The following is a 26,580-nucleotide window of genomic DNA, read 5'->3' as shown; positions in this document are numbered from 1 at the left end:
GAGCGGTAGCCCTGGTGCCCCCGGACCCACCGGCGCACCCGGACCCACCGGCGCCCCCGGACCGAGCGGTAGCCCTGGTGCCCCCGGACCCACCGGCGCACCCGGACCCACCGGCGCCCCCGGACCGAGCGGTAGCCCTGGTGCCCCCGGACCCACCGGTGCACCCGGACCGACCGGCGCCCCCGGACCCTCAGGACCGGCCGGACCGGCCGGACCCGCTGGACCCTCAGGACCGGCCGGACCCGCTGGACCCGCCGGACCCGCTGGACCGGCAGGACCCGCCGGGCCCAAGGGGCCTCGTGGCGACAAGGGTGAAAAGGGTGAAAAGGGTGACTCGGGCGACCACGACCACCACCACGGTCATGACGACGAGGACGAGGACGAGGGCGACCACGGTCACGACGACGGCGACGAGGGCGACCACGGTCACGACGACGACCACGGCAAGCCCGGCCACGGCCCCGACGGCCCCGACGACGACCACGGCAAGCCCGGCCACGGCCCCGACGGCCCCGACGGCCACGACCAGGGCAAGCCCCCGTGGGCCGACTACCTGCCCGGAGGCCTCGACGGCGCCCTGGGCCACATCGGTCCCGGACACACGGCCAAGGGCGTCAACTTCGCCCACGTGAGCGCCGCCACCGACCGACAGGCGAAGGAGACCTCGCCCGTCCCCGCCGCGGCAGGCTCACGCAGCGAGACCGGCGTCATGGCCGCCACCGCAGCCGCGCTGGCCTTCATCGCAGGCTCGGCCGTCTTCGCCATGAAGCGGACCCGACGCGGTACGGCAGCCCGACGGGATTAGCCCTCGCGGCGACTGAGCCCCTGGACACCCAGTCCAGGGGCTCAGTGGCGCCGGCCGGTGATCAGCCCCGACCGTACGCCTTGACGGCTTCCTCGATGAGATGCCGGGTGCTGTCCGGGCTCAACGCCTGGGCCTGCAAGTGTGCGTACATAGCGCTGTAGCGCTGCACGTCGGATCGTTTCTCCAGATAGAGGTCGCTGGTGAACCTCTCCAGATAGACCACGCTCACGTCGGTGGCGTCGACGAATTCGAGCAACGAGAACTGTCCCGAGACGCCCGGGTGCGCACCCGCGTCGTGAGGGAGAACCTGCAAGGTGACGTGCGGCTGGGTGCTGAAGCGGCTCAGATGGTCCAGCTGCTCCCGCATGACACCACGGCCGCCCACGGCGCGCCGCAGCACCGATTCGTCGAGCACGACCCATAAGCGCAGCGGATTGACCGGGGCGCGCAGCCGGTCCTGGCGCCGCATCCGCACCTGGAGGCGGGTGGCAGCCTGTTCGGCGGTGGCGTGCGGGATCGTTCCTGCGATGACCGCCCGGGCGTAAGCGGCGGTCTGCAGCAGACCGGGGATCACCATGGGCTCGTAGCTCCGGATCGCGGCGGCCTCGGCCTCCAAGCCGATGTAGGCACCGTACGGAACGTCCTCGTAGGCGTTCCACCAGCCCTGCCCACCCGATTCGCCGGCCAGCCGCATCAGGTGGTCCACGTGCCGCTGGTCCTGGACTCCGTACAGCCCGCAGAGATCACGCACGTCACGCGGCTTGATGACGCGGCGGCCGTTCTCCATCAGACTGATCTTGGGTTGGGACATCAGCAGGCGCGCCGCCACTTGCTGCGTGGTCATACCGGTGATCTCCCGGAGCCGACGCAGCTCCGCCCCCAGCCGGCGTCTGGTGATGGTGGGATTGACGTCGGCACCCACAGGGCGCATACCTCCGCTCCAAAAAACTTGCGCTGGCGAGAAGACTGCCACGGCCGGTCCGGCCGAATCCGACTCGGCCCGTGTCATGCCCCGTAATTCGCTGCGGGCGCAAAGCGAGCTGAATTTCTCATAAATGCCGTCCGGCTGAGCGTATTTACCGGTCACGCCCTCAGGTGTGCAGACGACGTCGGCCGAGAGGGTCCGGTCGTCCGGGGGCCCGGATATCTTGCTCACATGGCACGCGGTCAACTCGCCCTCGGCGCGGTCCCTCTGGCCGGTCTCACGCTGTCCGCCTGCTCGGCGACGGCGGCGACGGCGACGGCGGCGACGGCGACGGCGACGGCGGCGGCGACGGCGACGGCCAGGTGACCGTGCACGTGGCCGCTCCCCTGACCGGCCGGCTCCCCGCCCCCGCCCCCGAGTACGTCTGGTACGCCTCCTACGGCTCCAACATGCACAGGGAGCGGCTGACCGCCTACCTCACAGGCGGCAGCCCGCCCGGTGCGGCGCACGCCTACCCGGGGTGCCGGGACCGCCGGGCGCCGCGCCGGTCGATCCCCGTCGAGCTCGCGGGATGCCTGTACTTCGCCACCGAATCCGCCGTGTGGACCGGGGGCAGGGGCTTCTACGACCCGACGGGGCCCGGCCGCATGCGGGGGCGCGCCCACCTGCTGACGATCAGCCAGGTGTCGGACATCGCCGCTCAGGAGATGTACCGCGAGCCGGGAGCGGACCTCGACTTGACCCGGGTGCTGCGCGAGGGCCGCGACGAGCTGGGCACCGGACGGTACGAGACGCCCATCTGCCCGGGCGCGATCGAGGGCGTTCCCGTGGTGACCTTCACCGCCCCGTGGAGCCTTCACGACGTCGAACCGCTCATGCCGTCCGCCGCGTACCTGCGGCACCTGGCCGCCGGCCTGCTGGAGTCGGGGCCGTGGCAGGCCCCCGACATCGCCGACTACCTGTCCGCCTGCCCGGGCGCGGCCGGCAACTGGACGTCGGCGCAGTTGCTGGAACTGCTGCTCACGGCGGACGGGTCACCGGGCTCGGCGGCTCAGGCGCGGCCGGTCACAGGCCGCGGCTGAACTCCAGCCGGTCGGCGAAGTTCTCGTAACCGGCCTTGCCGAACGCCTTCGCCATGGCCGTGTTGGCCGCGTCGCAGTCCCCGCGGATCTCGGTGGCCCCGTGCGCCGCGAGGATCCGCGTGCCGCGGACGACGACCGAGGCGGCGTAACCCTTGCCGCGGTGGGCGGGCGCGACGCCGACGAAGCCGATCACGTGCACGCTGGGGTTCCGGGCCGGCAGGCTGATCACCGCGGGCGCGCCGTTCGCGTCGTAGCCGATCTCCCACCAGTCCGGCTCGTACGTCAGCTGCGTCATGTCCTCGAAGAGCCGCTCGGCCGCTCCCCGCGCCCCGTGGACCCGGACGTCGTCCGTCAGCCGGGCGTCCGCGGTGTCGGCGAGCAGCTCCTCCAGCAGGTCGACGAACGGCCCGGGCCCCAGATCGGTGAGGCTGCGGAACGTCAGCCGGGGATCGTCGGCCGGCAGCTCACCGGGGACCCGCAGGCGGAACCTGCGCCCGTCGCGGATCACCCGGAAGCCGGAGCCGCGCAGCAGCTCCTCCCGGCGCTGCGGCCCCCGCTGGAACTGCGGCTCCTGCGCCGGGCTGTCGACGACGTGTTCCAGCTCCTGCGCGCCGAGCCCGCGCGCCGTCGCCGCGGCCGCCTCCAGGAGCGCCGCCCCGGCCGGCTCCGCACCGGCCGCTGCCTCGAACAGGACGAAGGCGTAGGGGACCTCCTGTCCCGGCAGGGTCCACAGCACCACGCTGCCCACCAGCCGCCCCCCGTCCTCGGCGACCAGGCACCACTCGGGCCGGGTGCACCGCGCCTCCAGCAGCTCGCCGAGGTACGCCCGGGTCGCGGCGTTGCGCTCGGTGTCGTCCGGATGCTCGAACAGCGCGGGGAGCTCGTCGGGACGGGCGGTACGGATCAGCGTCACAAAGTGGCCTTCGTGCAGGGGGACAATCCGGGTCGCAGCGAACGTAACTCCCGCCCCCCGCACCGGACAAGCCGATTACTTCTTGCACAGCGCGGTGTCGAGGAGCGCGTCGGAGTGCTCGTAACCCTCCGGTGTCGGCGGCGTGTTGGCGGTGACGACGACGGTGGCGGCGCGGCCGTCGTCGGTGACGCCGGGCACGGAGTGGAAGCCGGGGGTGTCACCGCCGTGCCCCCACGCCACGCCGCCGCAGCTCAGCGGCGTGCTCGACAGCCCGAGCCCGTAGCCGGTGCCGGGCAGCCAGCCGGAGTCGGCGGGCGGCGCGACGGTGGTGCGCATCTGGGCGAGCTGGGCGGGCGCCAGGAGCTCGCCGCCGACCAGTGCGGAGAAGAACCGGTTCAGGTCGCCGGGCGTGGAAATCAGCTGACCTGCGGCCCAGCCCCAGGAGAGGTCCAGCTCGGTGACGTCCGCGAGTCCACCGGGCAGCGCCGCGTAGCCCTTGGGGTGGGCCTCGCGGATGCTCTCGTCGCCCACGCCCGGGAAGTACGTGTGGCGCAGTCCGATGCGGTCGATGACCCGCTTCGTGATCTGCTCGGCCAGCGGACGGCCGGTGATCTTCTCGATGAGCAGCCCGGCCACGATGTAGTTGGTGTTGCTGTACGCCCAGCCCTCGCCGGGGGCGAAGTCGGCCTTGTGGGCGAGCGCCACGTCGATCAGGTGGCGGGGCTGGTAGTAGGTGTGGCGGCCCTCGCCGAAGACGTCGTCGAGCATGAAGGCGGTGTAGTTGGGCAGTCCGCTGGTGTGCTGGAGCAGCTGCCGCACGGTGATCTGGCGCCCGTCGATGCCCTCGCCGCGCAGCAGGGTCGGCAGGTACCGCTCGACGTAGGCGTCGAGGTCGACCTTGCCCTCGCCGACCAGTTGCAGGACCACCGTCGCGGTGAAGGTCTTGGTGTTGCTGCCCGCCCGCACCTGCCCGTCCAAGGGCACCTTCGCCCCGGTCCTGGTGTCCGCGACGCCCGCGGTGTAGTGGTGCGTGCGCCCGTCGCGACCGGTGACGGCGGCCAGCGCGGCCGGGAAGCGGTCCTCGTCCACCAGCCGCTCCAGGCCCTGGCGTACGGCGTCCCGCGGGCCCCGGGCCGGCGCCGCGGAGGCGGGCGCCGTACCGGCCACGGCCACGGCCGCGGCGATGACCGCCACCGCCGCTGCCATACGAACACGCCGCGGCTTCTGCGAACGAACAGACATGAGTGAACTCCCCTGAGCGCCAGGCTGGTTGCGTCGACGGTCACATCGACGATCTCGATGCCTTCAGCCTGGCGGCCGGGAGGTCCGCGCGGACAGCCGGACAGCCCGCCCACGCGCCGTGGGGACATCCCCCGGGACCCCGGTCCCCCCGCCCGGGACCCCGGTCCCACACGACGCCGCCTACGGGGTGATGTTCTGGTTCATGTGGAACAGGTTCCCGGGGTCGTACGTGCGCTTGACCTCGACCAGGCGGTCGTAGTTCCCCTTGTAGTTGGCCCTGATCCGGCTCTGGTCGTCGTCGGCCATGAAGTTGATGTAGCCGCCCTCCTCCGAATGCGGCGCGGTCGCCTCGTAGTAGTCGCGGACCCACGCGGTGTTCGCCTCGTTGTCGGCGGGGTCGGGCCACATCCCGGCGATGACGGTGGCGAACGAGGCGTCGCGGTAGGCGAAGGCCGTCGCGTCCGGGGCGACGCGGTGGCAGGCCCCGTTGATGGGGTAGATGTGGATCGTCGAGTTCACGACGGGCAGCCGCGCCGCGTGCTCGACGTGCGCCGCGATCGCGGCGTCGCTGAGCTCGTTCGCGAAGTTGGCCTTCCAGTAGTGCTGGAGCCCGGGCGGTACGAGTGCGTCGAAGGCGCTGTTCAGCGCCGGATACGGCATCGGGCCGACGTGCTCGGCGACCACGGGTGCGAAGTCGCGGAAGGCCTGGACGGCGCCGGGTCCCTCGTCGAGCGGCCCGGCCCAGCACGCCACGATCAGCACGAAGGTGTCCCCGTGCCGGTCCTCCGGGATGAACGGGAGCGGCGGGGCGATCTGGAAGGCCGGGAAACCGCCCAGTTCCTCCGGGGCGTCGGCGATGAGCTCGCTGAAGGAGCGCAGGACGGCGGGGGCATCCTCCAGCTCGTAGAGGATCGGTCCGCCGTAGACGTCCTTGACGGGGCTCAGCCGGTATTCGAAGGAGGTCACGGCGCCGAAGTTGCCGCCGCCTCCGCGCAGCGCCCAGAACAGGTCGGCGTTCTCCTCCTCGCTCGCCACCACCAGCCGGCCGTCCGCCGTCACCACATCGGCCGAGACCAGGTTGTCGCAGCTCAGGCCCAGCCCGCGGGAGAGGTATCCGATGCCGCCGCCGAGGGTGAGGCCGCCGATCCCCGTGGTGGAGATGATCCCGCCGGTGGTGGCCAGCCCGAAGGCATGGGTCGCCGCGTTGAAGTCGCCCCAGGTCGCGCCGCCCTCCGCGCGCGCCGTCCGGCGTGCGGCGTCGACGCGGACACCGCGCATCGCGGACAGGTCGGCCACCACGCCGCCGTCGCAGGTGCCGAAGCCGGGCACGCTGTGCCCGCCGCCGCGTACCGCGAGGTCGAGTCCGTTAGACCGTGCGAAGTCGACCGCTGCCATGACGTCACCCGCGTGGGCGCAGCGCACGACGGCGGCCGGTCTCCGGTCGATCATGGCGTTGTAGACCCTGCGCGCCTCGTCGTAGGCCTCGTCGTCGGGGGTGACGACGGGCCCGCGGGTCCGTTCGCGCAACTGGTCGATCGAGAGCTTGCCCATGACCATCGCTCCTCGTGGCTCACGCTTCGGGTGGGAGGTGACCGGGCTGGAGGTGGCTGAAGCCCACCTCGAACCGTTCCACCGAGACGATCCGCTGGCCCTCCCGCCGTGCGGTCTCCTCGCGGATCCGGGTGGCCTGCTCCTCGCTGGCCAGCATGGTCCCCTCGTCCTCCCACAAGGTCAGTGACTTGGCCTGCCCCGTGGCCCGGTCGACGAGGTAGTAGACGCCCCGGAAGCCGGGGACGTCCTGGACCTGCCTGACGACCGCCTCCGATTGCGCGGTCAGGTCCCCCTCCGGGGGAACCGGTGATCCCTGGTAGGTGCTCAGCCTCGCGAACATCTCCGGAAATCCTTCCTGGCCGGGCCGCCGGTCGGGGGGACGGGCAGCTCCACGACCAGCGTGCTCCGGCGGGCCGCAGCCCGCATGCCGGAGCGGCGTGACAATGGTGGGGAGGACGGCGTCTGACCTGGTCGTTCGCCCTCACCGTTTGCCGTTGCCGTTCGCCGTTGTCGTTTCGGAGAGGCGGGACGCCGAGGTGCCGTACATAGCCGTGACCGCTCTGAGCCATGTCGGGCTGGTCCGCGACCACAACGAGGACAGCCTCGTCGTCGGGCCGTGGACGCTGTGCGGCACGGTGACGCAAAACCCCCAGACGCTCCTGTTCCCGTTCGGCAGACCGCTCGTCGTGGCCGTCGCCGACGGGCTCGGCGGGCAGCCGGGCGGCGAGGTGGCCAGCGCCCTCGTGGTGAACGAACTGGCCGCGCTCGGTCCCTCGCTCGACGACACGCGGACCGTCGGAGACGCCCTGAACCTGTGCAACCGCGCCGTGTACTCGGCCGCCGAAGGGCGCCCGGACCTGGCCACCATGGGGACCACGGTCGCCGGCACCCTCGTCCTGCCGGATGCGCTGCTCGCGTTCAACGTCGGCGACAGCAAGGTGTTCCGGGCCGGGCAGGACGGCGCCCTGCGCCAGGTCAGCGTGGACGACAGCCCGCCGCCGGCACCCGGACACCGCACCACGTCGGCCGTCACGCAGGTGCTCGGCGGCAGCCGCGGCTACGAGGACGTCACCCCCCACATCGCGTCCTTCACGCTGTCCGAGGGCGATCGCTACCTGGTGTGCAGCGACGGGCTGACCGACCCCGTGCCCGACGAGGAGATCGAGACCCTGCTGCGGGTCCACGACGACGGCAGAGCCGCCTTCGAGCTGTGGAGGGCCGCCATCGACGCCGGTGGCCCCGACAACATCACGCTCGCGCTGATACGCATCGGCGACACCCTCTGACGTCCCGTGCGTCACGGGCGCCACACGGCTGGACAGGGGCTCACGGCACTTTTTATATGACTTTCAGCATCGGATATCTATTACCGCAGACACAGAATTTCTGGCGGCAGGAATTTCCGCTGCGCCGCATTTCCTGTGCTAGTGTGACGCCGTTGCAGTTTCCGTTGGGCGCAGTTTTCAGGAGAATTAATATGGCATCTGGCACCGTGAAGTGGTTCAACGCGGAAAAGGGCTTCGGCTTCATCGAGCAGGAGGGTGGCGGCGCTGACGTGTTCGCCCACTACTCGAACATCGCCTCCTCCGGCTTCCGTGAGCTTCAGGAAGGCCAGAAGGTCACCTTCGACGTCACGCAGGGCCAGAAGGGCCCGCAGGCCGAGAACATCGTTCCCGCCTGACGCCCACGCGTACCCGCAGCCGAGGCCCGCACCCAACGGTGCGGGCCTCGGCTCGTTGTCGCTCCAGGCGCGGCCCTTTCTTGACGGGCTTGCTAGAGTCCGTGCCCATGTCGATCCCTGACGACCTGCTCCTCGATCTCGCCGCCATGGTCGAGTCGGTGCAGACCAATCAGATGTCCCTGACCGTCGTGGTTCACGGCGCCGTCATCACCGGCCGCCTCGCCCCCGAAAGCGTCTGGCGTCAGCGGGTGGCGGAGGTCCTCCAGGACTCCGACCAGCTGGCCCCGTTCGCCGAGATCTTCAGGTCCTCCGGAGGAGGCGGCAGAGAGCCCGCCGGAGCACCCTCACACCTGCACTTCCACGTGGCACGCATCCTCCAGGGCACCCTGGGCATCCCCGAGACCGGCGGGATGTACCGGATCGCCGTCAAGGACGTCAGCGCCTGGACCGTCGGGGACTTCAGCTACTCCGACAAATAGACACCGGACACCCGCCCCCGCACCCACGAATACCGGAAACACGGCCCCCGCACGCGAGCGCGGGGGCCGCATCCGGCGCATTCTCCACCGGCCGGAGGATGGCTGTGCCGGGCCACGGGACGCCGCTACCCGCGGGTCAGCGCCTCCAGCGCCACGTTCAGCTCCAGCACGGGCCCCATACGCCCCCGCACGCGCCTTTGACGGCTCCCTAACGGGGCAGCTCTTCCAGGAAGCGCTGCTGGTCGGCGAGGAGGCCTGACGGGAAGAGGGTGCGCGGGGCGAACACGGCCGTCAGCGTCAGCCGCCAGGAGGAGCGCTCGACCGCGGTGCGCAGCAGGGAGTGGCTCGCTCCCGGATAGCGGCGGACGGTGAGGGTGCCGGGCGCGAGCAGGCTCCGGTACGCGGCTTCGGTTTCGGCGCCGTCCACGTTCCGGTCGTCGGCGCCCGAGAGCAGCAGCACCGGGACGTGCGGCATCGCCCGCAGGTCCGCGGTCGCGTCCGCAGTGTGGTTGCGGCTGATGAACGACCAGCGCTGCGCGGTGAGTTCCCGGTCGGCGCCGGGGCTCGCGCGGTACTCCTCGTACGTCGCCCCGCGCCGCAGCAGTGCCAGGGTCTGCTCCCGGGTGCGCAGGGCGGCCGCCGTGCGCTCGGCGTCGGCGCCGGCCGCGCGCAGCTCGGCCCGCAGGTGGTACTCCCCCTGGCGCTCCCAGTTCACGGCGGTGCCGACCGCGATGACGAAGCGCACCCCGGGAGCCGGGGCCCGGGCCACCACCTTCGGCAGGACCCAGCCGGCCTGGCTGGCGCCCCACAGGCCGATGCGGGCGGCGTCGATCTCGGGACGGGCGGCGGCCGCCCAGGCGATGGCGTCGACGGTCTCGCGGGCGCGGTCGTCCATGCTCTGGCCGAGCCAGTCGGTGGGTTTGTCGAGGGAGAGCGAGGCGTATCCGGCGCGCGCGAAGGCCTCCCAGTACGGGCGGTAGAAGCCCTCGTGGGTGGCGTCGACCTCGCCGTCCCCGTGCACGAGGACCACGAGCGGGAAGGGGCCGGGGCCCTTGCCGACGGGGGTGGCGAGCACGCCGGGCAGGCGGTGGCCCGCGGCCGGGACGGTGACGCGCTCCTCGTGGATCGCGTAGCTGTTCTGCCACAGGACGACACCGGTGAGGCCCGCTGCGAGGAGGGCGGTGGTCAAGGCGATGAGCAGGGCGGTGCGGAGCGTGCGGGACATGACGGCACCCCTTCTTCGGTCTTCTTGCTCTTCTGGCCCTTCGACCGCACTTTCGATCGAAGTGAAAACGATCGTAGCGCGGATGAGCGTATTAGACTCGTTCGTATGACGACATTGCAGCGCGGGGTGCCCGAGGGCGCCGAGGAGCGGGTGGCGGAGCTGTACTGGGAGGCCTTCGGGGGGAAACTGGGCCGCGCGCTCGGCCCCGCCGAGGCCGGGCGGCGCTTCATCGCCGGGCACCTGCACGCGGACCGGGCGGTGACGGCCCTGGACGAGGACGGCCGGGTGGTGGGCGTGGCGGGCTACCAGCTGGCGGGGCGCGGCCTGGTCGGCGGCGACGCGGCCGCGGTCCGGGCGCAGTACGGGCGGCTGCGCGGCCTGCCCCGGGTCTTCCTGCTGGCCCTGCTGGAGCGCACCCCCGCCCGCGACGAGCTGGTCATGGACGGCATCGCCGTGGACCCAGCCGCGCGGGGCCGGGGCATCGGCGGGCTGCTGCTGGAGGAGATCGGGGCCGTCGCCGTGGAGCAGAAGTGCCGGCGGATCCGGCTGGACGTGATCGCGGAGAACCCGCGCGCCCGGGCGCTGTACGAGCGGCACGGATTCACGGCGGTGCGGGTGCAGCGGACGCCCTGGCTGCGGGACGTGCTGGGATTCGGAGCCGTGACGACCATGCACAAGGCGGTGACGCGGTGAGCGGGGTCGCGACCAGGACGGTCGTGCACGCGCTGGTCCGGGAGGACGGGACGGTCGCGGGCGAGGAGCTGTACGAGGTCGCCGGGCTGCTCGGGATGACCGACCAGCAGGTGCGGCTGTGCGTGAAGCGGCTGGTGGCGGAGGGCCGGTTCGCGGTGGAGGGCCGTGGGCGGCGCGCCGTCCTGCGGACGGTGGGGGCGGGACCCGGGCTGCCGCTCGTACCGGAGGTGGAGTTCGTACGGCACGCCTACCGGCAGGACCGGGGCCTGGAGCCCTGGGACGGGCGCTGGCACGCCTTCGCCTTCGCCGTACCGGAATCCGCGCGGGCGGCCCGGGACGCCCTGCGGGACGCCCTGACCCGGCTGGGGGCGGCGCCGGTGCAGGGCGGGCTGTACGTCACGCCGAACGCGATCGGCCCGTACGTGCGCGCCCACGCGGCGGAGCTGGGGCTGTCGCAGGCCCTGAGCTGCCTGAGCACCCGGGACCTGTCGGTGGGCGGGACCGCCGAGCCGCGGGCCCTGGCGGCGCGGCTGTGGCCCCTGCCGGAGATCGCGGACCGGTACGAGGCGCTGCGCGCCCTGGCGCAGGACACGGGGCCGGCGGCGGACGGGGCTGGGGAAGCGGACGGGGCGGTGGACGGCGCCGGGACGGCGGCGGGGCTGGCGCGGGCCGTCGCGCTGGCCGGGGCCTTCTCCGACGCGATGCTGCCGGATCCGCTGCTCCCCCCGGAGCTGCTGCCGCAGCCGTGGCCGGGGACGACGGCCCGGGCGGCGGCCGCCGAGGCCTGGGCCCGGCTGGCGGCCGCCGCACCGGCCGGCGGCCCCAGGCTGTTCCGGCTGTACGGCGAGGTCCTCGGGTGAGCGGGGCACCCACCAGCCGGGGCCCCCGGCGGCCCCGGCGGACGGACGGGGCGACCGCCGCCGCGTCCACATCCTGGACAACTACCCTCATTTCATGAACGCAGAAGCCGACGCCGACGCCCTCGCCCTCGCCCGCGTGAAAGACGCCGACCGGAAGCACGTCTTCCACTCCTGGTCGGCGCAGGAGCTCATCGACCCGCTCGCCGTCGCGGGCGCGCAGGGCTCGTACTTCTGGGACTACCAGGGCAACCGTTACCTCGACTTCTCCAGCGCGCTCGTCTACACCAACATCGGCTACCAGCACCCCAAGGTCACCGCGGCGATCCAGGAGCAGGCGGCCGCCCTGTGCACCGTCGCGCCGGGCTTCGCCGTCGACGTCCGCTCCGAGGCCGCACGCCTCATCGCCGAGCGCACCCCCGGCGACCTCGACAAGATCTTCTTCACCAACGCCGGGGCCGAGGCCGTCGAGAACGCCGTCCGCATGGCCCGCCTGCACACCGGCCGGCCCAAGGTGCTGTCCGCGTACCGCTCGTACCACGGCGCCACCTCCACCGCGATCAACCTGACCGGCGACGCCCGCCGCTTCGGCAACGACTCCGCGACCGCCGGGGTCGTGCACTTCTGGGGGCCCTTCGCCTACCGCTCGCCCTTCTACGCGGCGTCCGAGGCCGAGGAGTGCGAGCGCGCCCTGCGCCACCTGGAGGACACGATCGTCTTCGAGGGTCCGCAGTCCGTCGCCGCGATCATCCTGGAGACCGTCGGCGGCGCCCCCGGCGTCCTCGTGCACCCGGACGGCTACCTGCCCGGGGTGCGCGCCCTGTGCGACCGCTACGGCATCGTCTTCATCCTTGACGAGATCATGGTCGGCTTCGGCCGGACCGGCAGGTGGTTCGCGTCCGAGCACTGGGACGTCACCCCCGACCTGCTGTGCTTCGCCAAGGGCGTGACCAGCGGATACGTCCCGCTCGGCGGCGTCGCCATCTCGGCCGCCATCGCCGAGACCTTCGCCCGCCGGTCCTACCCGGGCGGGCTGACGTACTCCGGGCACGTGCTGGCCTGCGCGGCCGCCGTCGCGACGATCGGCGTCATGGAGGAGGAGGGCGTCGTCGAGCAGTCCGCCCGCACCGGCGAGGAGCTGCTCGGCCCGGGGCTGCGCGCACTCGCCGCACGCCACCCCAGCGTCGGCGAGGTCCGCGGCCTGGGCACCTTCTGGGCGCTGGAGCTCGTACGGGACCGGGAGACGCGCGAGCCGCTGGTCCCGTACAACGCCTCGGGCGCGGACAACGCGCCCATGGCGGAGTTCGGGGCGGCGCTGAAGAAGGGCGGTCTGTGGCCGCTGCTCGCCGGCAACCGCATCCACGTCGCGCCGCCGTGCAACATCGCGCCCGAGGACGTGGCCAAGGGCCTGGCGATCCTCGACGAGGCCCTGTCGGTCGCCGACGCGCACATGGCCTGACCTGCACGGACGCACGGTCGCCCAATCCGTGGGTGCCTCTCTCGGAGGATTCGCGCCATTACGAACGGCACGTGAACGTGCTGAAATCCGACAGAGCACCTACGGACCGGGATGCACGTCAGTCCCGGGGCGGTCCTCCGTGACCGAACGGCGGGGAGCGGGCCGACCGCTGGACGCCGGGCGTACGGGATCCCCTCAGCCGGACTCCGTGTACCCGAAGGAAGTCTTCCCATGAGCAAGCACGTCCTGGCCCAGAACCAGTACGGCAAGGCCGAGAACCGCATCGTGAAGGTCACGCGCAAGGGCCATGGGGGTACCTCCCAGACGGAGTCTGGGGGAGGTTCCTGGCACGAGATCCGCGACCTCAACGTCTCGGTCGCGCTCCGCGGTGAGTTCCGCGACGTCCACCTCACCGGCGACAACGCCAACTGCCTGCCGACCGACACCACCAAGAACACGGTGTACGCCTTCGGCAAGGAGCACGGCATCGCCTCCCCCGAGGCCTTCGGCATCCTGCTCGCCAAGCACTTCGTCTCCTCGCAGCAGCCGATCCGCGAGGCGCAGATCCGCATCGAGGAGTACGTGTGGGACCGCATCCCGGTCCCGACGCGCAAGGAGCAGCACTCCTTCGTCCGCAAGGGCCAGGAGGTGCGCACCGCACAGATCACCTACAGCGAGACGACGGGGCTCCAGGTCATCTCCGGCCTGAAGGACCTGACGGTGATGAACTCGACCAACTCCGAGTTCCACGGCTACATCAAGGACAAGTACACGACCCTGCAGGAGGCGTACGACCGCATCCTGGCGACCAAGGTCACCGCGCGCTGGGCGCACTCGGCGCTGGCCGCCGACGACGCCTCCTACGACTGGGACCAGTCGTACAAGAAGGTCCGCAAGAACATGCTGGAAGCCTTCGCGGAGACGTACTCGTACTCGCTCCAGCAGACCCTGAACCAGATGGCCGAGCGGGTGCTGGACACCTGCCCCAGGGTCAACGAGGTGCGGCTGAACCTCCCGAACAAGCACCACTTCCTGGTCGACCTGGAGCCCTTCGGCCTCAAGAACGACAACGAGGTCTACTTCGCGGCGGACCGCATGTACGGCCTGATCGAGGGCACCGTCCACCGCGACGGCGTGCAGCCGGTGATCGCGACGTCCGACTGGATCGTCGCGTAACGCCCTAGTGCTCCTCCTCGGGCTGCCCCACGAGGAGGTTCCAGCGGCCCGCGCGCCCGGTCAGCGTGGTCACCGACTCCGGCCGCACGTCGAGGCGCCAGAAGGTCGCGGCGGGCAGCTCCAGGGCGTGCACGACGGCGGCCCGTACGACGGCCTGGTCGACCACGGCCCGGTGCGTACCGGGGGCCAGCGCGGCCAGCTCCGCCCCCACGCGGGCGATCAGCGCGTCCACCGACTCCCCGCCGGGCGGGGCGAATCCGGGATCCGTCAGCCAGGCGTGCAGGGCCGCCGGGTCCTCGGCCGCCACCTCGTCCAGGGTGCGCCCCGTCCACTGGCCCATGTCCATGCCGCGCAGTCCGTCGTGGCCGGGGCAGGGTTGCACGTGACCGAAGCGCCCCTGGCGGGCGGCTGCGTCCAGTGGGAGTCTGACGAGCCGGACTCGTACCAACGGGGTCTTCATAAGGGGAGCCTAAGCGCGGTACGGTCACGGACGAGACGCGAGCACCACTGACCGGGACGCGTGTTCCCCCTGGAGGTACTGCCATGGCCGCCCACTCCGCCGTGCCCACGACGACCGCACCTGTCGTCGCCCCGATCTCGCTCTCCGCGCTGGCCCCTTGGGCGGCGTTCGTCGGCATCCTGATGCTGGTCCTGCTGTACTTCGTCGGCGCCGAGCAGGGCGCCACCGCCGTCTTCGAGGGGGAGACCATCCACGAGTGGCTGCACGACGGCCGCCACCTGCTCGGCTTTCCCTGCCACTGAGTCAACCGCCACTGAGTCAACTGCACTGATCCGCCTGCCACTGGCCCCGGTCGACCGCGCTGTGGACGACTTTCGGCCTGGCCTTCGGTTTTCTAGCCGACCGGGCCCTTGTGCCCGCCCCCCGCACCCAAGGAGGCTGTGCAGCCGATGAGTTGACCAAGAACAAGAGGGGGCCGGTCGCACATGCCGACGGCGATCAGGGAATGGCGCGGCTGGACGGGCGCCGCCCCGTTCTGGCTCAATTCGCTGCTGCTGCTCCTGGCCCCCTGTTGTGCCGTCACCCTGTTCGGCCAGATCGGCGTCATCGCGGGTCTGGCCGCTCTCGGCGGCCTGGCCCGCCACCTCTGGTACGGCGACTACGGCCACCCGGCGGTGCACCTGGCCGCCGTCCTGATGGGCGCGGGCACGGCGGCCGTCGTCATGTGAGACCCCGTCACTCGTTCGGGCGCACGGTGCGCGAGACCGGCGTCCGGTGGGGGGACCGGGTGTGAGCTGCGGCGATCTCCCGATCGGGAGGCGACACGCCCGTGACGTTCTGTCAGCCTCACGTGTTGCACGAGGTGCGGATGGGCAGAGGAGGTGTCCACTGCTCACATGACCCGGCCGTACGAGCCGGACTGGAGGGATACTCATGCCCCGCGCCAAGTGGGTCGTCGCCTCGCTGACGGTGGCTCTGCTGTCCACCGGCATCCTGGCGTTGAACCGGACCGAGGGTGCCGGGCCCGCGGCCGCGACCACCGATGACGCGCTTCCCTCGCGGGCGCTGGGACTGTCCGGGCACCGCCGGCTCGTGCGCGAGCTGGAGCAGTCCGGCGCGCACACCCCCGGCAGCGGCGCCCGGTCGCCGCGGACCGCCGCCGGGCCGCTGCGGGCGGCCCCCGCACCGCTGCGGGCGGCGCGGCCCCTGCGCCTGCGCATCCCGAGCCTGGGCCTCGACATGCCGCTGACCGGCGAGCACGAGGACCTCGCCTGGGACACCGGCAGCCCCGCGCCGGGTACGGCCGGTACGGCCGTGGTCACCGGAGCCGGGCTGCGCCTCGGCGAGCTGCGGCGGGGCCGGACCATCGAGGTGCCCCGCGCGGACCGCCGTACGGCCGTCTTCACCGTCGTACGGGTCTCGCCCGGTGCGACCGCCGGCCGCGAGGATCCGGCGGGCCGGGCCCAACTGCGGCTCGTCAGCGGCGAGACCGCGGTCCTCGCCCGGCTGACCGGCCAGCGCCACACCCACTGAGCCGAGCCCGCCCGCGGCCACCCGTTCAGCCGTGGGGGGGTGTCTTCGTTACCCCGGTCGGAGGCTTCTTCACGCCTCGCCGGGAGCCGTCGGGCGCGGCGGGGCACACCCCTCGCATGAGCGGGAGTCGACGCGCGCGTACGGCACTGACCAGGGCCCTGACCGTGGTCTGCGTGGTGCTGCTGTGCGTGTTCGGCGCCGGTCCGGCCGGCCAGGCCGCCGCTGAGTGCCCTGCCGGGCCCTCCGCGCCCTACGCGCCCGCCGAGCCCACCGAGCCCATGGAGGGCCCGTCCGATCCGGCGGCCGACCCCGGGGCCCGGGCGGCCGTGCGGACGTTCGTGCGCGGGCTGCCGGGCGTACGACGCTCCCCGCTGGCCGTGTTTCACGTGAAACACGCGGATACCCCGCCGAGCACACCGGTCGCGGAGAGGGCCCAGCCGGCCCTGACCCCGCGGTCGGTACGGAGTGTGGTCCTGCGCTGCTGACCGGGCCGGACAGCCCATGAGTCCCAGCGCAGTCCCCCACACCCCTCTGAAACACCGCGAGGTTCCGCCATGCCCATCGACCCGTACACCGCGCTGAACGCCATGCTCCGCGCCGAAGTCACCCGATGCGCCCCGCCCGTCCGCCGCACCCAGCCGGTGGAGCAGGCCGAGCCGGCCGAGCAGACCGGGCACGTCGACCCGGCCGCTTCGCCGAAGACCGCCGCCGCAGCCGCCGCGGACTCGGCCGCGTAGGAGCGGCCGCGGCAGTGGAGGGGCGCCGGTCCCCGGGCACGCGGCCCGGAAACCGGCGCCCTCCGCTCAGGGCTCGCGGGTGTAGTAGCGGTAGAACGCCGCCCCGCCGACACCCAGGCCGACGAAGAGGCCGATGACGGTGGCGCGGAGCACGGAGGAGTTGGTGAGGCTGTGCAGGTAGCCGGCGGCGATACCGGCGAAGACGCCGTAGGCGGCGGCGTGGGCCTCCCGCTTGAGGCGGGGGCCGATCCGGGCCAGGCCGAAGACGATCGCGGCGAACAGCGCGCCGCACAGGATCCCGTAGAAGACGTTCCCCGCGTCCACGGGGCCCGTCTGGCGCTGGATGAAGGCCGCCCAGACGCCGTAGACCAGTCCGAGGAGCAGGGGTCGCGCGTAGGCGCTCCTGCTCAGGTGGCCCATGTCCCGGGACTGCCAGCCGTGCCGCCGGTGGGCGGTGGGTGCCGCATGTGCCATGACGGGCTCCTCTCTCCATCCTCCAGGGCACACCCGCCGCCCCCGCCCGGCAAGTGGATCAGTGCTCGCCGGGGGTCCGCTCACCACCCGCCCGCAGCAACACCGCTCGCGCCCGGCCCCGCGCGCGCTTTCCCTGGTGACGTGCGCACCATCCTGTCGGCGGTACTCCTCGCGCTCGTGGCCCTGCTGGTGCCCGCGAGCGCCGTCGCGTACTGGGCCGACCACGAGCTGGGCGACGCCGACCGCTACACCGCCGCGATGTCCCCGCTCGCCGGGAACCCGGCCGTGCAGGACGTCGTCGTCACCCAGACCTCCCGGGCCCTGTCCGGTCAGATCGACGCGGGTCCCTTCCAGAGCGGCGTGGACGCCCTGATAGACGAGGCCCTGCGCTCCTTCGCCGGCACCCCCGCCTACCGCACCGCCTGGGACGCGGCCAACCGGGCCGCCCACGCGGCCTTCCTCAACGCACTCACCACCGGGCACGGCGACGCCGTCACCATCGATCTGGCACCCGTCATAGGCCACGTGAAGGGCGAACTCGTCGACGACGGAGTGCCCTTCGCCGACCGCATCCCGGTGACCCACCTGTCCGTGAAAGTCATGGAGTACGACGACCTCGGCGCGCTCCGGGAGGGCTTCCGCATGCTCCAGGTCGCCGGTGTCTGGCTCCCCGTACTGACCGTGGTCCTGGCCGCGGCGGCCATCGCGGTCGCCGTCCACCGGCGGCGCGCCGTCATCGCCACCGGCCTGGGGCTGGCGATCGGGGCGGGACTGCTGTGGCTGGCGGTGGAGGTCATGCGCAGGCTCACCCTGGACGACCTGCCGGCCGACATCGACCGGTCGGCCGCCGGAGCCGTGTACGACGCCCTCACCGCGTTCCTGCGCACCACCACCTGGGTGGTCCTGGCGATCGGCCTCGCCGCCGCGCTGAGCGCATGGGTGCTGGGACGACTGCGCCGCACCCCATAAGCTCGGAAGGTACCCACATATGTAGAACGACGCGGTAGCACACAGAAGAACCGATTCGCGAGCGGCGGCACGGAAGCGCAATGAGCACCGAACGCACCGAAGACATAACGTCGCGGCGAGCCCGGCACCGCCCACTGGCCCCGCCCGCCTGGCTCCTGAACGGCCTGAAGCCGAGCGCCGCTCCGATTCCCTGGGCCGCCGTGGCCCGCGCGGCGGTCGCCCTGTCGGCCCCGCTCGCCGCCGGATTCGCCCTGGACGAGCCGGAGTACGGCGCGCTCGCCTCCATGGGCGCCCTGTCCGGGGTCATCGGCGACACCGCGGACGCCTACCGGATGCGCGTCCTGAACATCGCCGTGCCGCAGCTCCTCGGCGCCGTCGGGGTCACGCTCGGCACCCTGGTCTACGGTCACGGCTGGCTGGCCGTCGGCGTGCTCACCCTCATCGCCCTCGTCTCCGGGATGATCTCCTCCGTCGGCACGGTCGCCTCCGTGTCCGGGCTGCTGCTCCTGCTCAACGCCGTCGTCGGCGCCGGGCTGCCGATGCCGGAGCCCTGGTGGACCGCCCCGCTGCTCCTGAGCGCCGGCGGCCTGTTCGTCCTCGCTCTGACCCTGCTGGGCTGGCCGGTGCGCGGCCGGCAGCCGGAGCGGGAGGCCGTCGCCGCCACCTACCGCGCCCTGGCCGACGCCCTGGAGGCCGCCGGGGGCCCCGGGGCCGTATACGACGAGCGCCGCAGGCAACTGACCCAGGCCCTGAACCAGTCCTACGACCTGGTGCTGGGCCGCCGGGCCCGGGTGCACGGGCGCAGCCCCTCGCTGGTGCGGATGCTCGCCCAGCTCAATGTGGTCATCCCGCTGGTGGAGGCCGCGCCCGCGGCGCACCTGCGCGGCCGGCCGCTGCCGCCCGAGGTGCCCGCGGCCGTACGGGAACTGGCGGCCGCCGTCGAGGAGGGCCGCACGGCGGCCCCCGTCCTGGAGCTGCCCGACCCCGACGGGCCGGCCGAGCGGGCCATCGACGGGGCCCTGCGCCATGCCGCGCGGATCGTGCACCTCGCCGAACCGGACCCGTACCGCGTGGACGACCGCCTCGGGCGGCCCGCAGCGCTGCGGGTGCGGGCCCGCCGGGCGGTGCGCGAGATGGTGCTGTCCGGGGCCTCCTGGCGGTACGGGCTGCGGCTCGCGCTGTGCATCGGGCTCGCCCAGTCGCTCGTGTCGGTGATCGAGGTCGAGCGGTCCTACTGGGTCGCGCTGACGGTCACCTTCGTCCTCAAGCCGGACTTCGGCTCGGTGTTCTCCCGCGCCGTCCTGCGCGCGCTCGGCACCGCGGCCGGGCTGGTCGTCGCCGCCGCCGTGCTCGCCGAGGTACCGCGCGGCTGGTGGACCGTGCCCGTGATGATGGTGCTCGCCGCGCTGATCCCCGCCTTCTCCGCCAAGGGGTACGCCTTCCAGACCGCCGCGATCACCCCCGTCATCCTGCTGCTCTCGGACCTGCTCAACCACCAGGGGTTCGACCTGATCCGGCCCCGGCTGCTGGACAGCCTGATCGGATGCGCCATCACCCTCGTCGCGGGGTACCTGCTGTGGCCCGAGAGCTGGCACACCCGGATCGGGGACCGGCTCGCCGACACCGTGGACGACGCGGCCCGCTACGTCGAGCGGGCCTTCGCCCCCGCCGCGGACCAGGCCGCGGACGCGGCGGCGCGCACCGCCCGCCTCCAGGACCGCCGGAGGATCTACCGGGACCTGTCGGGGGTGCGCAGCGAGTTCCAGCGGGCCCTGACCGAGCCGCCCCCGACGGGCGAGCGGGCCGCCGCGTGGTGGCCGCTGGTGGTCGCCGTCGAGCGGATCGTGGACGCGACCACCGCCGCGCGGGTCCGGGTCGACCACGGCGCGGCGGCGCCGGCGGCGAGCGAGGTCGAGTCGGTCGCGCGGCAGCTGCGCGAGCTCGCCGGGCGGGTGCGCAGCAGCACGACCCCGGTCCGGGTCGAAGCGGAGCCCGCGGGTGACGAGTCGAGCGTCCTGGCCGCGGTCCACCAGGAACTCGCGGCGGCCCGCGCCATCGCCGGCCCGGGGGCCTGAGCGGCTCCGTCAGGCCGGTGTCCGGCGCAGGGCCCCGTCCTCCGGATGGTCCTGTGTCCGGGCCGGGATCCACCGGACGCGGGAGCATCGGACCATGCGCTGCCTCCGCCTCCTCCCGGCCCTCGCCGCCGCCATGGCGGCCACGGCGGGGTGCGCCGACGTGGAAGGACTCAAGAGCGAGGGTGACCTCGGCACGGTGCACGCCCCGCGGACCCTGTGGAGGAACATCCGCCCCGCACCGCCCGACCCGGACCAGAAACAGGGGACGGCCGCCGTGATCCCGGGCCTGCCCGAGGTGGCCGACCTGAGCATGCGCAAGGTGAACGCGCTGGACGTCGTACGGGCGGACGTCACCGCGGCCACCGCCGCTGACGGCGGGAACGGGCTGCTCGTGGACCCGCGGGCCGTCCGGCGGCTCGCGCTCTGCACACAGGCTGTGGACGGCGGGCCGAACTGCCCGGTGCGCCCCGGGGTCCTGCACGACCTGACGGGCAACGGCCGCGAGGAGCTGATCACCGCCCTGGACATCGACGGCCGCCTCAGCGAGCTGCGCGTCTACACCGTCCAGGACGACGGCAGGATCGCCCGGATCCTGTCCCGGCGCGCGGTGCTGGAGGGCGTGGAGGTGGCCGCCGAGCACCTCGCGGTCCGCGAGCCGACGTCGAACCCGGTGTACGTCGCCGTCTACGACTACGTGTGGGACCCGAAGGCCGGGATCATGAACCTGTCCCAGCTCACCCTCGACGTGTGCGCCGCTCTCACGCAGCCTCCGCTGAACGGGGACGGAGCACGATGCCGGCGTTGAGCAGCCTGCGCTGGAAGATCGCCCTGACCACCACGATGGTGTGCTGCCTGGTCGCCGCCGTGCTCGGGATCCTCGTGCACAACGTGGTCGCCCGGCAGATCGTCGGAGAGGTCCGCAAGGAGGCGGACACGGAACTGGACCACGCCCTCGGCCACTACGAGTACGGCACCGCGCACGGCGACGTGGACATCGCCCTGGACCCGCCCGACCTGCCCGGACCTCTGCGCGCACTCGTCGCGCGCGGACAGACCGGCAGCATGGTCGGCGCGCGGAAGGACGAGCCCGTCATGTGGGCGGCCGGACCCGCCGACGGCAAGGCCCTCGCAGTGTGGCTCCCGTACCGGAACACCCGCGACCGGCTGCGGGACATCGACGCCGCGATCCTGGCCTCCTCGGCGCTCGCGGCCGGAGTGGTGGCGCTGGCCGGTGTCTTCCTCGCCAACCGGATCAGCCGGCGGCTCGTGACCACGGCCGACGTGGCCCGCCGCATCAGCGCCGGCGACCTCGACGCCCGGGTGGACTTCCCGGCCGACGGCGACGACGCCCGGCCGGCCCGCTCACGGGACGAGGTACGGGACGTGGCCCATGCGCTGGACTCGATGGCCCGCTCGCTCCAGGCCCGGCTGGAGGCGGAGAAGCGCTTCACGGCGGACGTGGCGCACGAACTGCGCACCCCGCTCACCGGCTCGCTGGCCGCCGCGGCGCTGCTGCCCGAGGGCCGCCCCAAGGAAATGATCAACGACCGGCTCAAGGCGCTGCACCTGCTGACCGAGGACCTGCTGGAGATCTCCCGGCTGGAATCGGGCGGCGAACGGGCCGAGCTCGCCCCGGTGGAGCTCGGGCGGGCGGTGGACCGGGCCGTCACGATGACCGGGTTGGCCGCCTCCGTGCGGGTCATCCGGGAGGCGGTGGTGCTCACCGACCGGCGGCGTCTGGACCGGATCCTGGCGAACCTGCTGGCCAACGCCCACCAGCACGGCCGGCCCCCGGTCGAGGTGACCGTGACGGGCCCGGTGGTGGTGGTCCGCGACCACGGGCCCGGCTATCCGGCCGAGCTGATCGAGCAGGGCCCGCAGCGGTTCCGCACCGGGGACCCGGGCCGCGGGCGCGGCCACGGTCTGGGTCTGACGATCGTGGCAGGTCAGGCGGCGGTGCTGGAGATCGAGCTGCGCTTCGCCAACGCGCCGGACGGGGGCGCGTCGACGACGCTCACCCTTCCCGTCGGGCGGTTGCCGGACGGGAAGTGACCGCGTCGGGCGGCCGTGTCCGTGGACGGTGTTTCACGTGAAACACCGTCCACGGACGACGGATCAGACGCCGATGTTGCGGCCGTCCTTGCGCCAGACGGAGACGACCGCGGGGCGGACGATCTTGCCGGGGCCGTCGGGCCACTCCGACTGCGGCTTCTCCACGGACGCGCCGTCGATCTCCCCGGGGTGCTGGACCGACACCAGGACGCGCTTGTCCTGGATCAGCGGACCGCAGGTCTCGGCGCCGCGCGGGACGGTCAGGAACTGCTTCAGCTCGCCGCGGCGCTCACCGGCGGTCGCGACGCCGAACAGGCCGTCGTGCGAGCCCAGCTGGTTGCCGTCGGTGGAGATCCACAGGTTTCCGTGCGGGTCGAAGGCCACATTGTCCGGGCAGGAGATCGGGCTGACCTTGTCCTTGGGGAAGCCCGCGAAGTAGGTGGCCGGGTCGTTCGGGTCACCGGCGACCAGGAAGAGCCGCCAGGCGAAACCGTCGCCGGCCGGGTCGTCGAAGTTCTCGGCGAGCTCCAGGATCTGGCCGTGCTTGTTCAGGTTGCGCGGATTGGCCTCGTCCGCGCCCGCCTTGCCGGCCTTGCCGCGGTCGCTGTTGTTGGTCAGCGCGACGTAGACGCGGCCGGTGCGCGGGGAGGGCTCGACGTCCTCGGGGCGGTCCATCTTGGTGGCGCCCACCTTGTCGGCGGCCTGACGCGTGAAGACGTACACCTCCTCGGCGGTCATGCCCTCGACGTGCGAGACGTTGCCGGTGGCCAGCTTGATCCAGACGCCGGAGCCGTCGAACTCGCCGTCGGCGGGGAGCTTGCCGGTGCCGTCGATCGAGGCGGCCGGGGAGTCGCCCGTGAGCTTGGCGACGTAGAGGGTGCCCTCGTCGAGCAGCGTGAGGTTGTGCTCCTTCGCCGCCCGGGAGTTGCCCTTCTTCATCTGCTTCGAGGAGACGAACTTGTAGAAGTAGTCGAAGCGCTCGTCATCGCCCATGTAGACGACCGGGCGGCCGTCCTCGGTCAGGCGGGGCTGCGCGGCCTCGTGCTTGAAGCGGCCCAGTGCGGTGCGCTTGCGGGGGACGGAGTTCGGGTCGTACGGGTCCAGCTCGACGACCCAGCCGAAGCGGTGCGACTCGTTGGGCTCCTGCGCGACGTCGAAGCGCTTGTCGAACCGCTCCCACTTGCGCTCGGTGGCGCCGGCGGTCACGCCGTAGCGCTTCAGGCGGGCGGCCTGCGTGGGGTCGGTGACCTGGCCGGCGTTGCCGAAGTACTGGTTGAAGTTCTCCTCGCCGTGCAGGGTGGTCCCCCACGGGGTGGTGCCGCCCGCGCAGTTGTTGAGGGTGCCGAGCACCTTGGTGCCGGAGGCGTCCACGGAGGTCTTCAGCAGGGCGCTGCCCGCGGCGGGACCGGTCATCTTGAACTCGCTGGTGGCGGTCAGGCGCCGGTTGAGCTGGTGGCGGTTGACCGCGGTCAGCCTGCCGCTGCGGTGGTCCTCCTGGACGACCACCACGGACAGGCCGTGGGCGGCCCAGGCGATCTCGACCTGCTCGCGGGTCGGGTTGGCCGGGTCGTACGCCTTGAACATGAGGTTCTCGTCCGTGTACTCGTGGTTGGCCACGAGCAGCTGCTGGCGCTCGTAGTCACCGCCGAGCGGGAGCAGGCTCAGGAAGTCGTTGTTGTAGCCGAACTGACCGGCCTGCGCGGCTGCGGTCTGCCGGTCGGCGTTGAAGCCCGGGGCGCCCTTGACGATCGGGTCGCCCCACCGGATGACCACGTTCTGCTCGTGGCCCTCGGGGACGGTGACCTTGTCGTCGGTGTTCGGCGCGACGGGCTTGAAGCGCAGGCCGCGGGCGGCCTCGCCGCTCTTGCCGGCGCCGGCGGCCCCGGCCTCACCGGCGGGGGCGGCGTTGGCGCTCTGGCCGGGGCCGGCGAGGGCCACGGCGGTACCGGCGGCGGTGGCGACGGTCACGACGGCGGCGGTGCGCAGCATCGAGCGGCGGGAGTAGGCGCGGGCGATGACATCGCCCGCGTACTCGTTGTCGCTGGTGTTCGGCACCTCGTGGAAGCAGGCGTCGCCACAGCGGTAGCGACAGGTGAGAGCGGAACGGCCGCCCCCATGCGGGTTGCCTATGAGCGGCAGGAGCTTGCGCACGAGTGTCCTCCGAGATAGCTGCGTGGGCGCCGACAACCTGTCGGAACGATCCAGCCGTGACGCTAGGCCCGGGTGGCGCCGACGCGGCGGCGCGGGGATGAACGGCCGGTGAACCGGGCACGGCGGTGCGGGAGTTCGAGAGGGGTGCGAAGGCGTGGGGGAGCCGGACGCCACGAAAGGCGACCCTGCCGAAGATCGAGCCGGGCGGCCGATAACCTTACGTGTCCACTCTGGGCAGGGATCATCCGCGCAGCACGGACAAATGACGCACGCACACATGCGAAAGGCCTGGCCATGGGTATTCGGAGCTTGTTGCGCAAGGTATTCGGACGGTCCGGGGAATCCGTTCCGGAAACTACGGACGCCCAGACGGCCGCTGTCCCGAACCAGACGGAACGGACCCCGCTGGACGCGGCCGCCGAACTGGTGGCGGCGTCCTTCGACAACCCCACGGTGCCCCCGCAGTCCGCTCCCCGGGACCGCGAGCCGGGCACGGTCCTCACCGCCCCCGCGCCCGCCCCCACGGTGGACCCGACGGTCCCGGAAGCCCGCCGCTCGCCGGCGGGGTCGCCTGCCGGGTCGCCTGCGGCGAAGCCCGACCAGGAAACCCCCACGCCCCCGGCGAAGCCGGCCGAGGCCGACGCCCCCGCGCCGCAGGCGCAGGCCGAGCCCGCTGCGGCCGAGCCGGTCGCCGCCGAGGCCACCGCGCCGGAGGCGGACACCACCGCCACCGGTACCGAGGCCGAGGCCGTCACTGAGGCTGCGGACCAGCCCGAGGCCACCGCGCCGCAGGCGCAGGAGCAGGCCGAGGCCGAGCCGGTGGCCGAGGTTGTCGACCACCCCGAGCCCGCCGCGCCGCAGGCGCAGGAGCAGGCCGAGGCCGAGGCCGAGCCGCTGGCCGCCGCTGAGGCCACCGCGCCGCAGGCGCAGGCTGAGCCGCTGACCGAGGCCGAGCCCGTCGCTGAGGCTGCCGACCAGCCCGAGGCCACCGCGCCGCAGGCCCAGGAGCAGGCCGAGGCCGAGGCCGAGCCGCTGGCCGCCGCTGAGACTGCCGCGCCGCAGGCGCAGGCCGAGCCGCTGACCGGGGCCGAGCCCGTCGCTGAGGCTGCCGACCAGCCCGAGGCCACCGCGCCGCAGGCCCAGGCTGAGCCGCTGGCCGAGACCGAGCCCGTCGCTGAGGCTGCGGACCAGCCCAAGGCCACCGCGCCGCAGGCCCAGGAGCAGGCCGAGGCCGAGGCCAAGCCGCTGGCCGACGCTGAGGCTGCCGCGCCGCAGGCGCAGGCTGAGCCGCTGGCCGAGGCCGACGCTGAGGCTGCCGCGCCGCAGGCGCAGGACGAGCCCGCTGCGGGCGAGCCGCTGGCCGGCGAGGCCGAAGGCAGCGGCGGGCCCGCTCACGGGGCGGCCGTGGTGCGGCGGCGGGCGCCCGAGGTGGCCGGCGCGTACAAGGCCGCCGGGCAGGTGCTGCGGGGCAAGGGGAAGGCCGGCGCGCGCGCCAAGGTCTACCTCGTCCTGGACCGGTCCGGTTCCATGCGCGGGTTCTACAAGGACGGCAGCGCCCAGTACCTCGCCGACCACGCCCTCGCCCTCGCCGCGCACCTGGACGAGGCGGCGACCGTGCACACGGTGTTCTTCTCCACCGAGGTGGACGGGACCGCCGACCTGACCCTGGACGACCACCAGGGCTGGGTCGAGGCCCGCCACGCCGAGCTCGGCCGCATGGGCCGTACGAGCTACCACGTGGCCGTCGAGGCCGTCGTCGAGCGCTACCAGAAGGACGGCGGCGAGGGCCCGGCCCTGGTCGTCTTCCAGACGGACGGCGCACCCGACAACCGCCAGCCCGCCCGCCAGGCGATCGCCGAGGCCGCCGCGACCGCCCCCGGCATCCACTGGCAGTTCATCGCGTTCGGCGACCACGACGCCAAGGCCTTCGACTTCCTGCGCAAGCTGGACGCCGAGAACGCCGGCTTCTTCCACGCCGGCCCCGCCCCGACCGAGCTGACCTCGGCCGCCCTCCTCAAGGGCATCCTCGAACGGTTCTAGC

The 26,580-nt window shown here is 72.9% G+C and carries 30 protein-coding genes; 19 read left to right on the top strand and 11 right to left on the bottom strand.

Annotated elements, in window-relative coordinates; genetic code table 11:
• Positions 1 to 226: 226 nt before the first annotated feature.
• Positions 227 to 601, bottom strand: coding sequence for a hypothetical protein (locus tag AC07DU_RS23265; RefSeq protein WP_479113310.1), 375 nt, complete (start codon positions 599 to 601; stop codon positions 227 to 229).
• Positions 602 to 628: 27 nt separating this feature from the next.
• Here AC07DU_RS23265 and AC07DU_RS23260 point away from each other — a divergent pair, with 27 nt between their 5' ends.
• On the top strand, positions 629 to 805 hold the full coding sequence (locus AC07DU_RS23260) for a hypothetical protein (protein ID WP_479113308.1): 177 nt from the start codon (positions 629 to 631) through the stop codon (positions 803 to 805).
• 61 nt (positions 806 to 866) lie between these two features.
• Here the strand turns inward: AC07DU_RS23260 and AC07DU_RS23255 are convergent, their stop codons facing one another.
• Positions 867 to 1,727 carry a helix-turn-helix domain-containing protein gene (locus AC07DU_RS23255; RefSeq protein ID WP_479113433.1) on the bottom strand — a complete coding sequence of 287 codons (861 nt, stop codon included), beginning with the start codon at positions 1,725 to 1,727 and terminating at the stop codon, positions 867 to 869.
• Positions 1,728 to 1,972: 245 nt separating this feature from the next.
• A complete protein-coding gene (locus AC07DU_RS23250) occupies positions 1,973 to 2,104 on the bottom strand; it encodes a hypothetical protein (protein WP_479113307.1) in 132 nt (43 codons plus the stop codon).
• A 75-nt stretch (positions 2,105 to 2,179) separates the two neighbouring features.
• On the opposite strand from AC07DU_RS23250, the gene AC07DU_RS23245 reads away from it, so the two are divergent.
• On the top strand, positions 2,180 to 2,812 hold the full coding sequence (locus AC07DU_RS23245; protein WP_479113431.1) for a histone deacetylase: 633 nt from the start codon (positions 2,180 to 2,182) through the stop codon (positions 2,810 to 2,812).
• On the opposite strand, the gene AC07DU_RS23240 is transcribed toward AC07DU_RS23245, so the two are convergent.
• The 4 genes from AC07DU_RS23240 to AC07DU_RS23225 form a co-directional block, all read right to left on the bottom strand.
• Entirely contained in the window at positions 2,796 to 3,725 is a 930-nt protein-coding gene (locus tag AC07DU_RS23240) for a GNAT family N-acetyltransferase (protein ID WP_479113305.1), read from the bottom strand. The genes AC07DU_RS23245 and AC07DU_RS23240 overlap by 17 nt on opposite strands.
• A 75-nt stretch (positions 3,726 to 3,800) precedes the next feature.
• Positions 3,801 to 4,967: a serine hydrolase domain-containing protein gene (locus AC07DU_RS23235; RefSeq protein WP_479113303.1), complete on the bottom strand. Its 1,167-nt coding sequence runs from the start codon at positions 4,965 to 4,967 to the stop codon at positions 3,801 to 3,803.
• A 180-nt stretch (positions 4,968 to 5,147) separates the two neighbouring features.
• A complete protein-coding gene (locus tag AC07DU_RS23230) occupies positions 5,148 to 6,518 on the bottom strand; it encodes an FAD-binding oxidoreductase (RefSeq protein WP_479113301.1) in 1,371 nt (456 codons plus the stop codon).
• A 19-nt stretch (positions 6,519 to 6,537) separates the two neighbouring features.
• A complete protein-coding gene (locus AC07DU_RS23225; protein WP_479113299.1) occupies positions 6,538 to 6,858 on the bottom strand; it encodes a hypothetical protein in 321 nt (106 codons plus the stop codon).
• 196 nt (positions 6,859 to 7,054) lie between these two features.
• Here AC07DU_RS23225 and AC07DU_RS23220 point away from each other — a divergent pair, with 196 nt between their 5' ends.
• The 3 genes from AC07DU_RS23220 (at position 7,055) to AC07DU_RS23210 (ending at position 8,678) form a co-directional block, all read left to right on the top strand.
• Positions 7,055 to 7,804 carry a PP2C family protein-serine/threonine phosphatase gene (locus AC07DU_RS23220; RefSeq protein ID WP_479029511.1) on the top strand — a complete coding sequence of 250 codons (750 nt, stop codon included), beginning with the start codon at positions 7,055 to 7,057 and terminating at the stop codon, positions 7,802 to 7,804.
• A 191-nt stretch (positions 7,805 to 7,995) separates the two neighbouring features.
• On the top strand, positions 7,996 to 8,199 hold the full coding sequence (locus AC07DU_RS23215) for a cold-shock protein (RefSeq protein ID WP_030011983.1): 204 nt from the start codon (positions 7,996 to 7,998) through the stop codon (positions 8,197 to 8,199).
• A gap of 107 nt (positions 8,200 to 8,306) precedes the next feature.
• Complete coding sequence (locus tag AC07DU_RS23210; RefSeq protein ID WP_360896504.1) at positions 8,307 to 8,678, top strand: hypothetical protein; 372 nt, start codon at positions 8,307 to 8,309, stop codon at positions 8,676 to 8,678.
• 208 nt (positions 8,679 to 8,886) lie between these two features.
• Here AC07DU_RS23210 and AC07DU_RS23205 read toward each other — a convergent pair whose 3' ends face one another.
• Positions 8,887 to 9,903: an alpha/beta hydrolase family protein gene (locus AC07DU_RS23205; RefSeq protein WP_479029509.1), complete on the bottom strand. Its 1,017-nt coding sequence runs from the start codon at positions 9,901 to 9,903 to the stop codon at positions 8,887 to 8,889.
• A gap of 105 nt (positions 9,904 to 10,008) precedes the next feature.
• Between AC07DU_RS23205 and AC07DU_RS23200 the strand changes: the two genes are divergently transcribed.
• From AC07DU_RS23200 to pucL, 4 genes are all read left to right on the top strand, one after another.
• Positions 10,009 to 10,596 carry a GNAT family N-acetyltransferase gene (locus tag AC07DU_RS23200; protein WP_360896498.1) on the top strand — a complete coding sequence of 196 codons (588 nt, stop codon included), beginning with the start codon at positions 10,009 to 10,011 and terminating at the stop codon, positions 10,594 to 10,596.
• A complete protein-coding gene (locus tag AC07DU_RS23195) occupies positions 10,593 to 11,456 on the top strand; it encodes a PaaX family transcriptional regulator C-terminal domain-containing protein (RefSeq protein WP_479113297.1) in 864 nt (287 codons plus the stop codon). Before AC07DU_RS23200 ends, AC07DU_RS23195 begins: the two co-directional genes overlap by 4 nt.
• 94 nt (positions 11,457 to 11,550) lie before the next feature.
• Positions 11,551 to 12,912, top strand: a complete 1,362-nt coding sequence (locus AC07DU_RS23190) for an aminotransferase class III-fold pyridoxal phosphate-dependent enzyme (protein ID WP_479113295.1) — start codon at positions 11,551 to 11,553, stop codon at positions 12,910 to 12,912.
• Positions 12,913 to 13,143: 231 nt separating this feature from the next.
• Complete coding sequence (gene pucL / locus AC07DU_RS23185; RefSeq protein WP_479029502.1) at positions 13,144 to 14,088, top strand: factor-independent urate hydroxylase; 945 nt, start codon at positions 13,144 to 13,146, stop codon at positions 14,086 to 14,088.
• A gap of 4 nt (positions 14,089 to 14,092) precedes the next feature.
• On the opposite strand, the gene AC07DU_RS23180 is transcribed toward pucL, so the two are convergent.
• Complete coding sequence (locus AC07DU_RS23180) at positions 14,093 to 14,548, bottom strand: histidine phosphatase family protein (RefSeq protein WP_479113293.1); 456 nt, start codon at positions 14,546 to 14,548, stop codon at positions 14,093 to 14,095.
• A gap of 83 nt (positions 14,549 to 14,631) precedes the next feature.
• On the opposite strand from AC07DU_RS23180, the gene AC07DU_RS23175 reads away from it, so the two are divergent.
• From AC07DU_RS23175 to AC07DU_RS23155, 5 genes are all read left to right on the top strand, one after another.
• Positions 14,632 to 14,850, top strand: a complete 219-nt coding sequence (locus AC07DU_RS23175) for a CbtB domain-containing protein (RefSeq protein WP_360896484.1) — start codon at positions 14,632 to 14,634, stop codon at positions 14,848 to 14,850.
• Positions 14,851 to 15,033: 183 nt separating this feature from the next.
• Positions 15,034 to 15,276 (top strand): hypothetical protein, encoded by a 243-nt coding sequence (locus tag AC07DU_RS23170; RefSeq protein ID WP_479029499.1) that lies wholly within the window; start codon positions 15,034 to 15,036, stop codon positions 15,274 to 15,276.
• A gap of 205 nt (positions 15,277 to 15,481) precedes the next feature.
• Positions 15,482 to 16,081: a class F sortase gene (locus AC07DU_RS23165; RefSeq protein WP_360896478.1), complete on the top strand. Its 600-nt coding sequence runs from the start codon at positions 15,482 to 15,484 to the stop codon at positions 16,079 to 16,081.
• Between the two features lie 116 nt (positions 16,082 to 16,197).
• Complete coding sequence (locus AC07DU_RS23160; RefSeq protein ID WP_479113291.1) at positions 16,198 to 16,566, top strand: hypothetical protein; 369 nt, start codon at positions 16,198 to 16,200, stop codon at positions 16,564 to 16,566.
• A gap of 69 nt (positions 16,567 to 16,635) precedes the next feature.
• On the top strand, positions 16,636 to 16,818 hold the full coding sequence (locus AC07DU_RS23155; protein ID WP_360896472.1) for a hypothetical protein: 183 nt from the start codon (positions 16,636 to 16,638) through the stop codon (positions 16,816 to 16,818).
• A 66-nt stretch (positions 16,819 to 16,884) separates the two neighbouring features.
• Here AC07DU_RS23155 and AC07DU_RS23150 read toward each other — a convergent pair whose 3' ends face one another.
• Complete coding sequence (locus tag AC07DU_RS23150) at positions 16,885 to 17,292, bottom strand: hypothetical protein (RefSeq protein WP_360896470.1); 408 nt, start codon at positions 17,290 to 17,292, stop codon at positions 16,885 to 16,887.
• A 141-nt stretch (positions 17,293 to 17,433) separates the two neighbouring features.
• Here AC07DU_RS23150 and AC07DU_RS23145 point away from each other — a divergent pair, with 141 nt between their 5' ends.
• From AC07DU_RS23145 to AC07DU_RS23130, 4 genes are all read left to right on the top strand, one after another.
• Positions 17,434 to 18,261 (top strand): hypothetical protein, encoded by an 828-nt coding sequence (locus AC07DU_RS23145; protein WP_360896467.1) that lies wholly within the window; start codon positions 17,434 to 17,436, stop codon positions 18,259 to 18,261.
• A gap of 80 nt (positions 18,262 to 18,341) precedes the next feature.
• Positions 18,342 to 20,336, top strand: a complete 1,995-nt coding sequence (locus AC07DU_RS23140) for an FUSC family protein (protein WP_479113289.1) — start codon at positions 18,342 to 18,344, stop codon at positions 20,334 to 20,336.
• Between the two features lie 94 nt (positions 20,337 to 20,430).
• Positions 20,431 to 21,141 carry a hypothetical protein gene (locus AC07DU_RS23135; protein ID WP_479113287.1) on the top strand — a complete coding sequence of 237 codons (711 nt, stop codon included), beginning with the start codon at positions 20,431 to 20,433 and terminating at the stop codon, positions 21,139 to 21,141.
• On the top strand, positions 21,129 to 22,388 hold the full coding sequence (locus AC07DU_RS23130; protein WP_479113285.1) for a sensor histidine kinase: 1,260 nt from the start codon (positions 21,129 to 21,131) through the stop codon (positions 22,386 to 22,388). The genes AC07DU_RS23135 and AC07DU_RS23130 overlap by 13 nt, the downstream gene beginning before the upstream one ends.
• Before the next feature lie 63 nt (positions 22,389 to 22,451).
• Here the strand turns inward: AC07DU_RS23130 and AC07DU_RS23125 are convergent, their stop codons facing one another.
• On the bottom strand, positions 22,452 to 24,539 hold the full coding sequence (locus AC07DU_RS23125) for a PhoX family protein (protein ID WP_479113283.1): 2,088 nt from the start codon (positions 24,537 to 24,539) through the stop codon (positions 22,452 to 22,454).
• 312 nt (positions 24,540 to 24,851) lie between these two features.
• Here AC07DU_RS23125 and AC07DU_RS23120 point away from each other — a divergent pair, with 312 nt between their 5' ends.
• Positions 24,852 to 26,579 carry a VWA domain-containing protein gene (locus tag AC07DU_RS23120; protein ID WP_479113281.1) on the top strand — a complete coding sequence of 576 codons (1,728 nt, stop codon included), beginning with the start codon at positions 24,852 to 24,854 and terminating at the stop codon, positions 26,577 to 26,579.
• Position 26,580: the final 1 nt, after the last annotated feature.

The sequence above is a fragment of the Streptomyces sp. NPDC045695 genome (assembly GCF_056432025.1).
Note: the sequence above shows the minus strand (reverse complement) of the source record. Positions and strands in the feature narration are given on the sequence as shown.

Excerpts from the sequence above, each read along its gene's own strand:
- AC07DU_RS23245 (WP_479113431.1), top strand. The coding sequence starts at position 2,180 with ATGCACAGGGAGCGGCTGACCGCCTACCTCACAGGCGGCAGCCCGCCC.
- AC07DU_RS23235 (WP_479113303.1), bottom strand. The coding sequence starts at position 4,967 with ATGTCTGTTCGTTCGCAGAAGCCGCGGCGTGTTCGTATGGCAGCGGCG.
- AC07DU_RS23230 (WP_479113301.1), bottom strand. The coding sequence starts at position 6,518 with ATGGGCAAGCTCTCGATCGACCAGTTGCGCGAACGGACCCGCGGGCCC.
- AC07DU_RS23225 (WP_479113299.1), bottom strand. The coding sequence starts at position 6,858 with ATGTTCGCGAGGCTGAGCACCTACCAGGGATCACCGGTTCCCCCGGAG.
- AC07DU_RS23215 (WP_030011983.1), top strand. The coding sequence starts at position 7,996 with ATGGCATCTGGCACCGTGAAGTGGTTCAACGCGGAAAAGGGCTTCGGC.
- AC07DU_RS23210 (WP_360896504.1), top strand. The coding sequence starts at position 8,307 with ATGTCGATCCCTGACGACCTGCTCCTCGATCTCGCCGCCATGGTCGAG.
- AC07DU_RS23205 (WP_479029509.1), bottom strand. The coding sequence starts at position 9,903 with ATGTCCCGCACGCTCCGCACCGCCCTGCTCATCGCCTTGACCACCGCC.
- AC07DU_RS23200 (WP_360896498.1), top strand. The coding sequence starts at position 10,009 with ATGACGACATTGCAGCGCGGGGTGCCCGAGGGCGCCGAGGAGCGGGTG.
- AC07DU_RS23190 (WP_479113295.1), top strand. The coding sequence starts at position 11,551 with ATGAACGCAGAAGCCGACGCCGACGCCCTCGCCCTCGCCCGCGTGAAA.
- pucL (WP_479029502.1), top strand. The coding sequence starts at position 13,144 with ATGAGCAAGCACGTCCTGGCCCAGAACCAGTACGGCAAGGCCGAGAAC.
- AC07DU_RS23180 (WP_479113293.1), bottom strand. The coding sequence starts at position 14,548 with ATGAAGACCCCGTTGGTACGAGTCCGGCTCGTCAGACTCCCACTGGAC.
- AC07DU_RS23175 (WP_360896484.1), top strand. The coding sequence starts at position 14,632 with ATGGCCGCCCACTCCGCCGTGCCCACGACGACCGCACCTGTCGTCGCC.
- AC07DU_RS23170 (WP_479029499.1), top strand. The coding sequence starts at position 15,034 with ATGCCGACGGCGATCAGGGAATGGCGCGGCTGGACGGGCGCCGCCCCG.
- AC07DU_RS23165 (WP_360896478.1), top strand. The coding sequence starts at position 15,482 with ATGCCCCGCGCCAAGTGGGTCGTCGCCTCGCTGACGGTGGCTCTGCTG.
- AC07DU_RS23160 (WP_479113291.1), top strand. The coding sequence starts at position 16,198 with ATGAGCGGGAGTCGACGCGCGCGTACGGCACTGACCAGGGCCCTGACC.
- AC07DU_RS23155 (WP_360896472.1), top strand. The coding sequence starts at position 16,636 with ATGCCCATCGACCCGTACACCGCGCTGAACGCCATGCTCCGCGCCGAA.
- AC07DU_RS23150 (WP_360896470.1), bottom strand. The coding sequence starts at position 17,292 with ATGGCACATGCGGCACCCACCGCCCACCGGCGGCACGGCTGGCAGTCC.
- AC07DU_RS23140 (WP_479113289.1), top strand. The coding sequence starts at position 18,342 with ATGAGCACCGAACGCACCGAAGACATAACGTCGCGGCGAGCCCGGCAC.
- AC07DU_RS23135 (WP_479113287.1), top strand. The coding sequence starts at position 20,431 with ATGCGCTGCCTCCGCCTCCTCCCGGCCCTCGCCGCCGCCATGGCGGCC.
- AC07DU_RS23130 (WP_479113285.1), top strand. The coding sequence starts at position 21,129 with ATGCCGGCGTTGAGCAGCCTGCGCTGGAAGATCGCCCTGACCACCACG.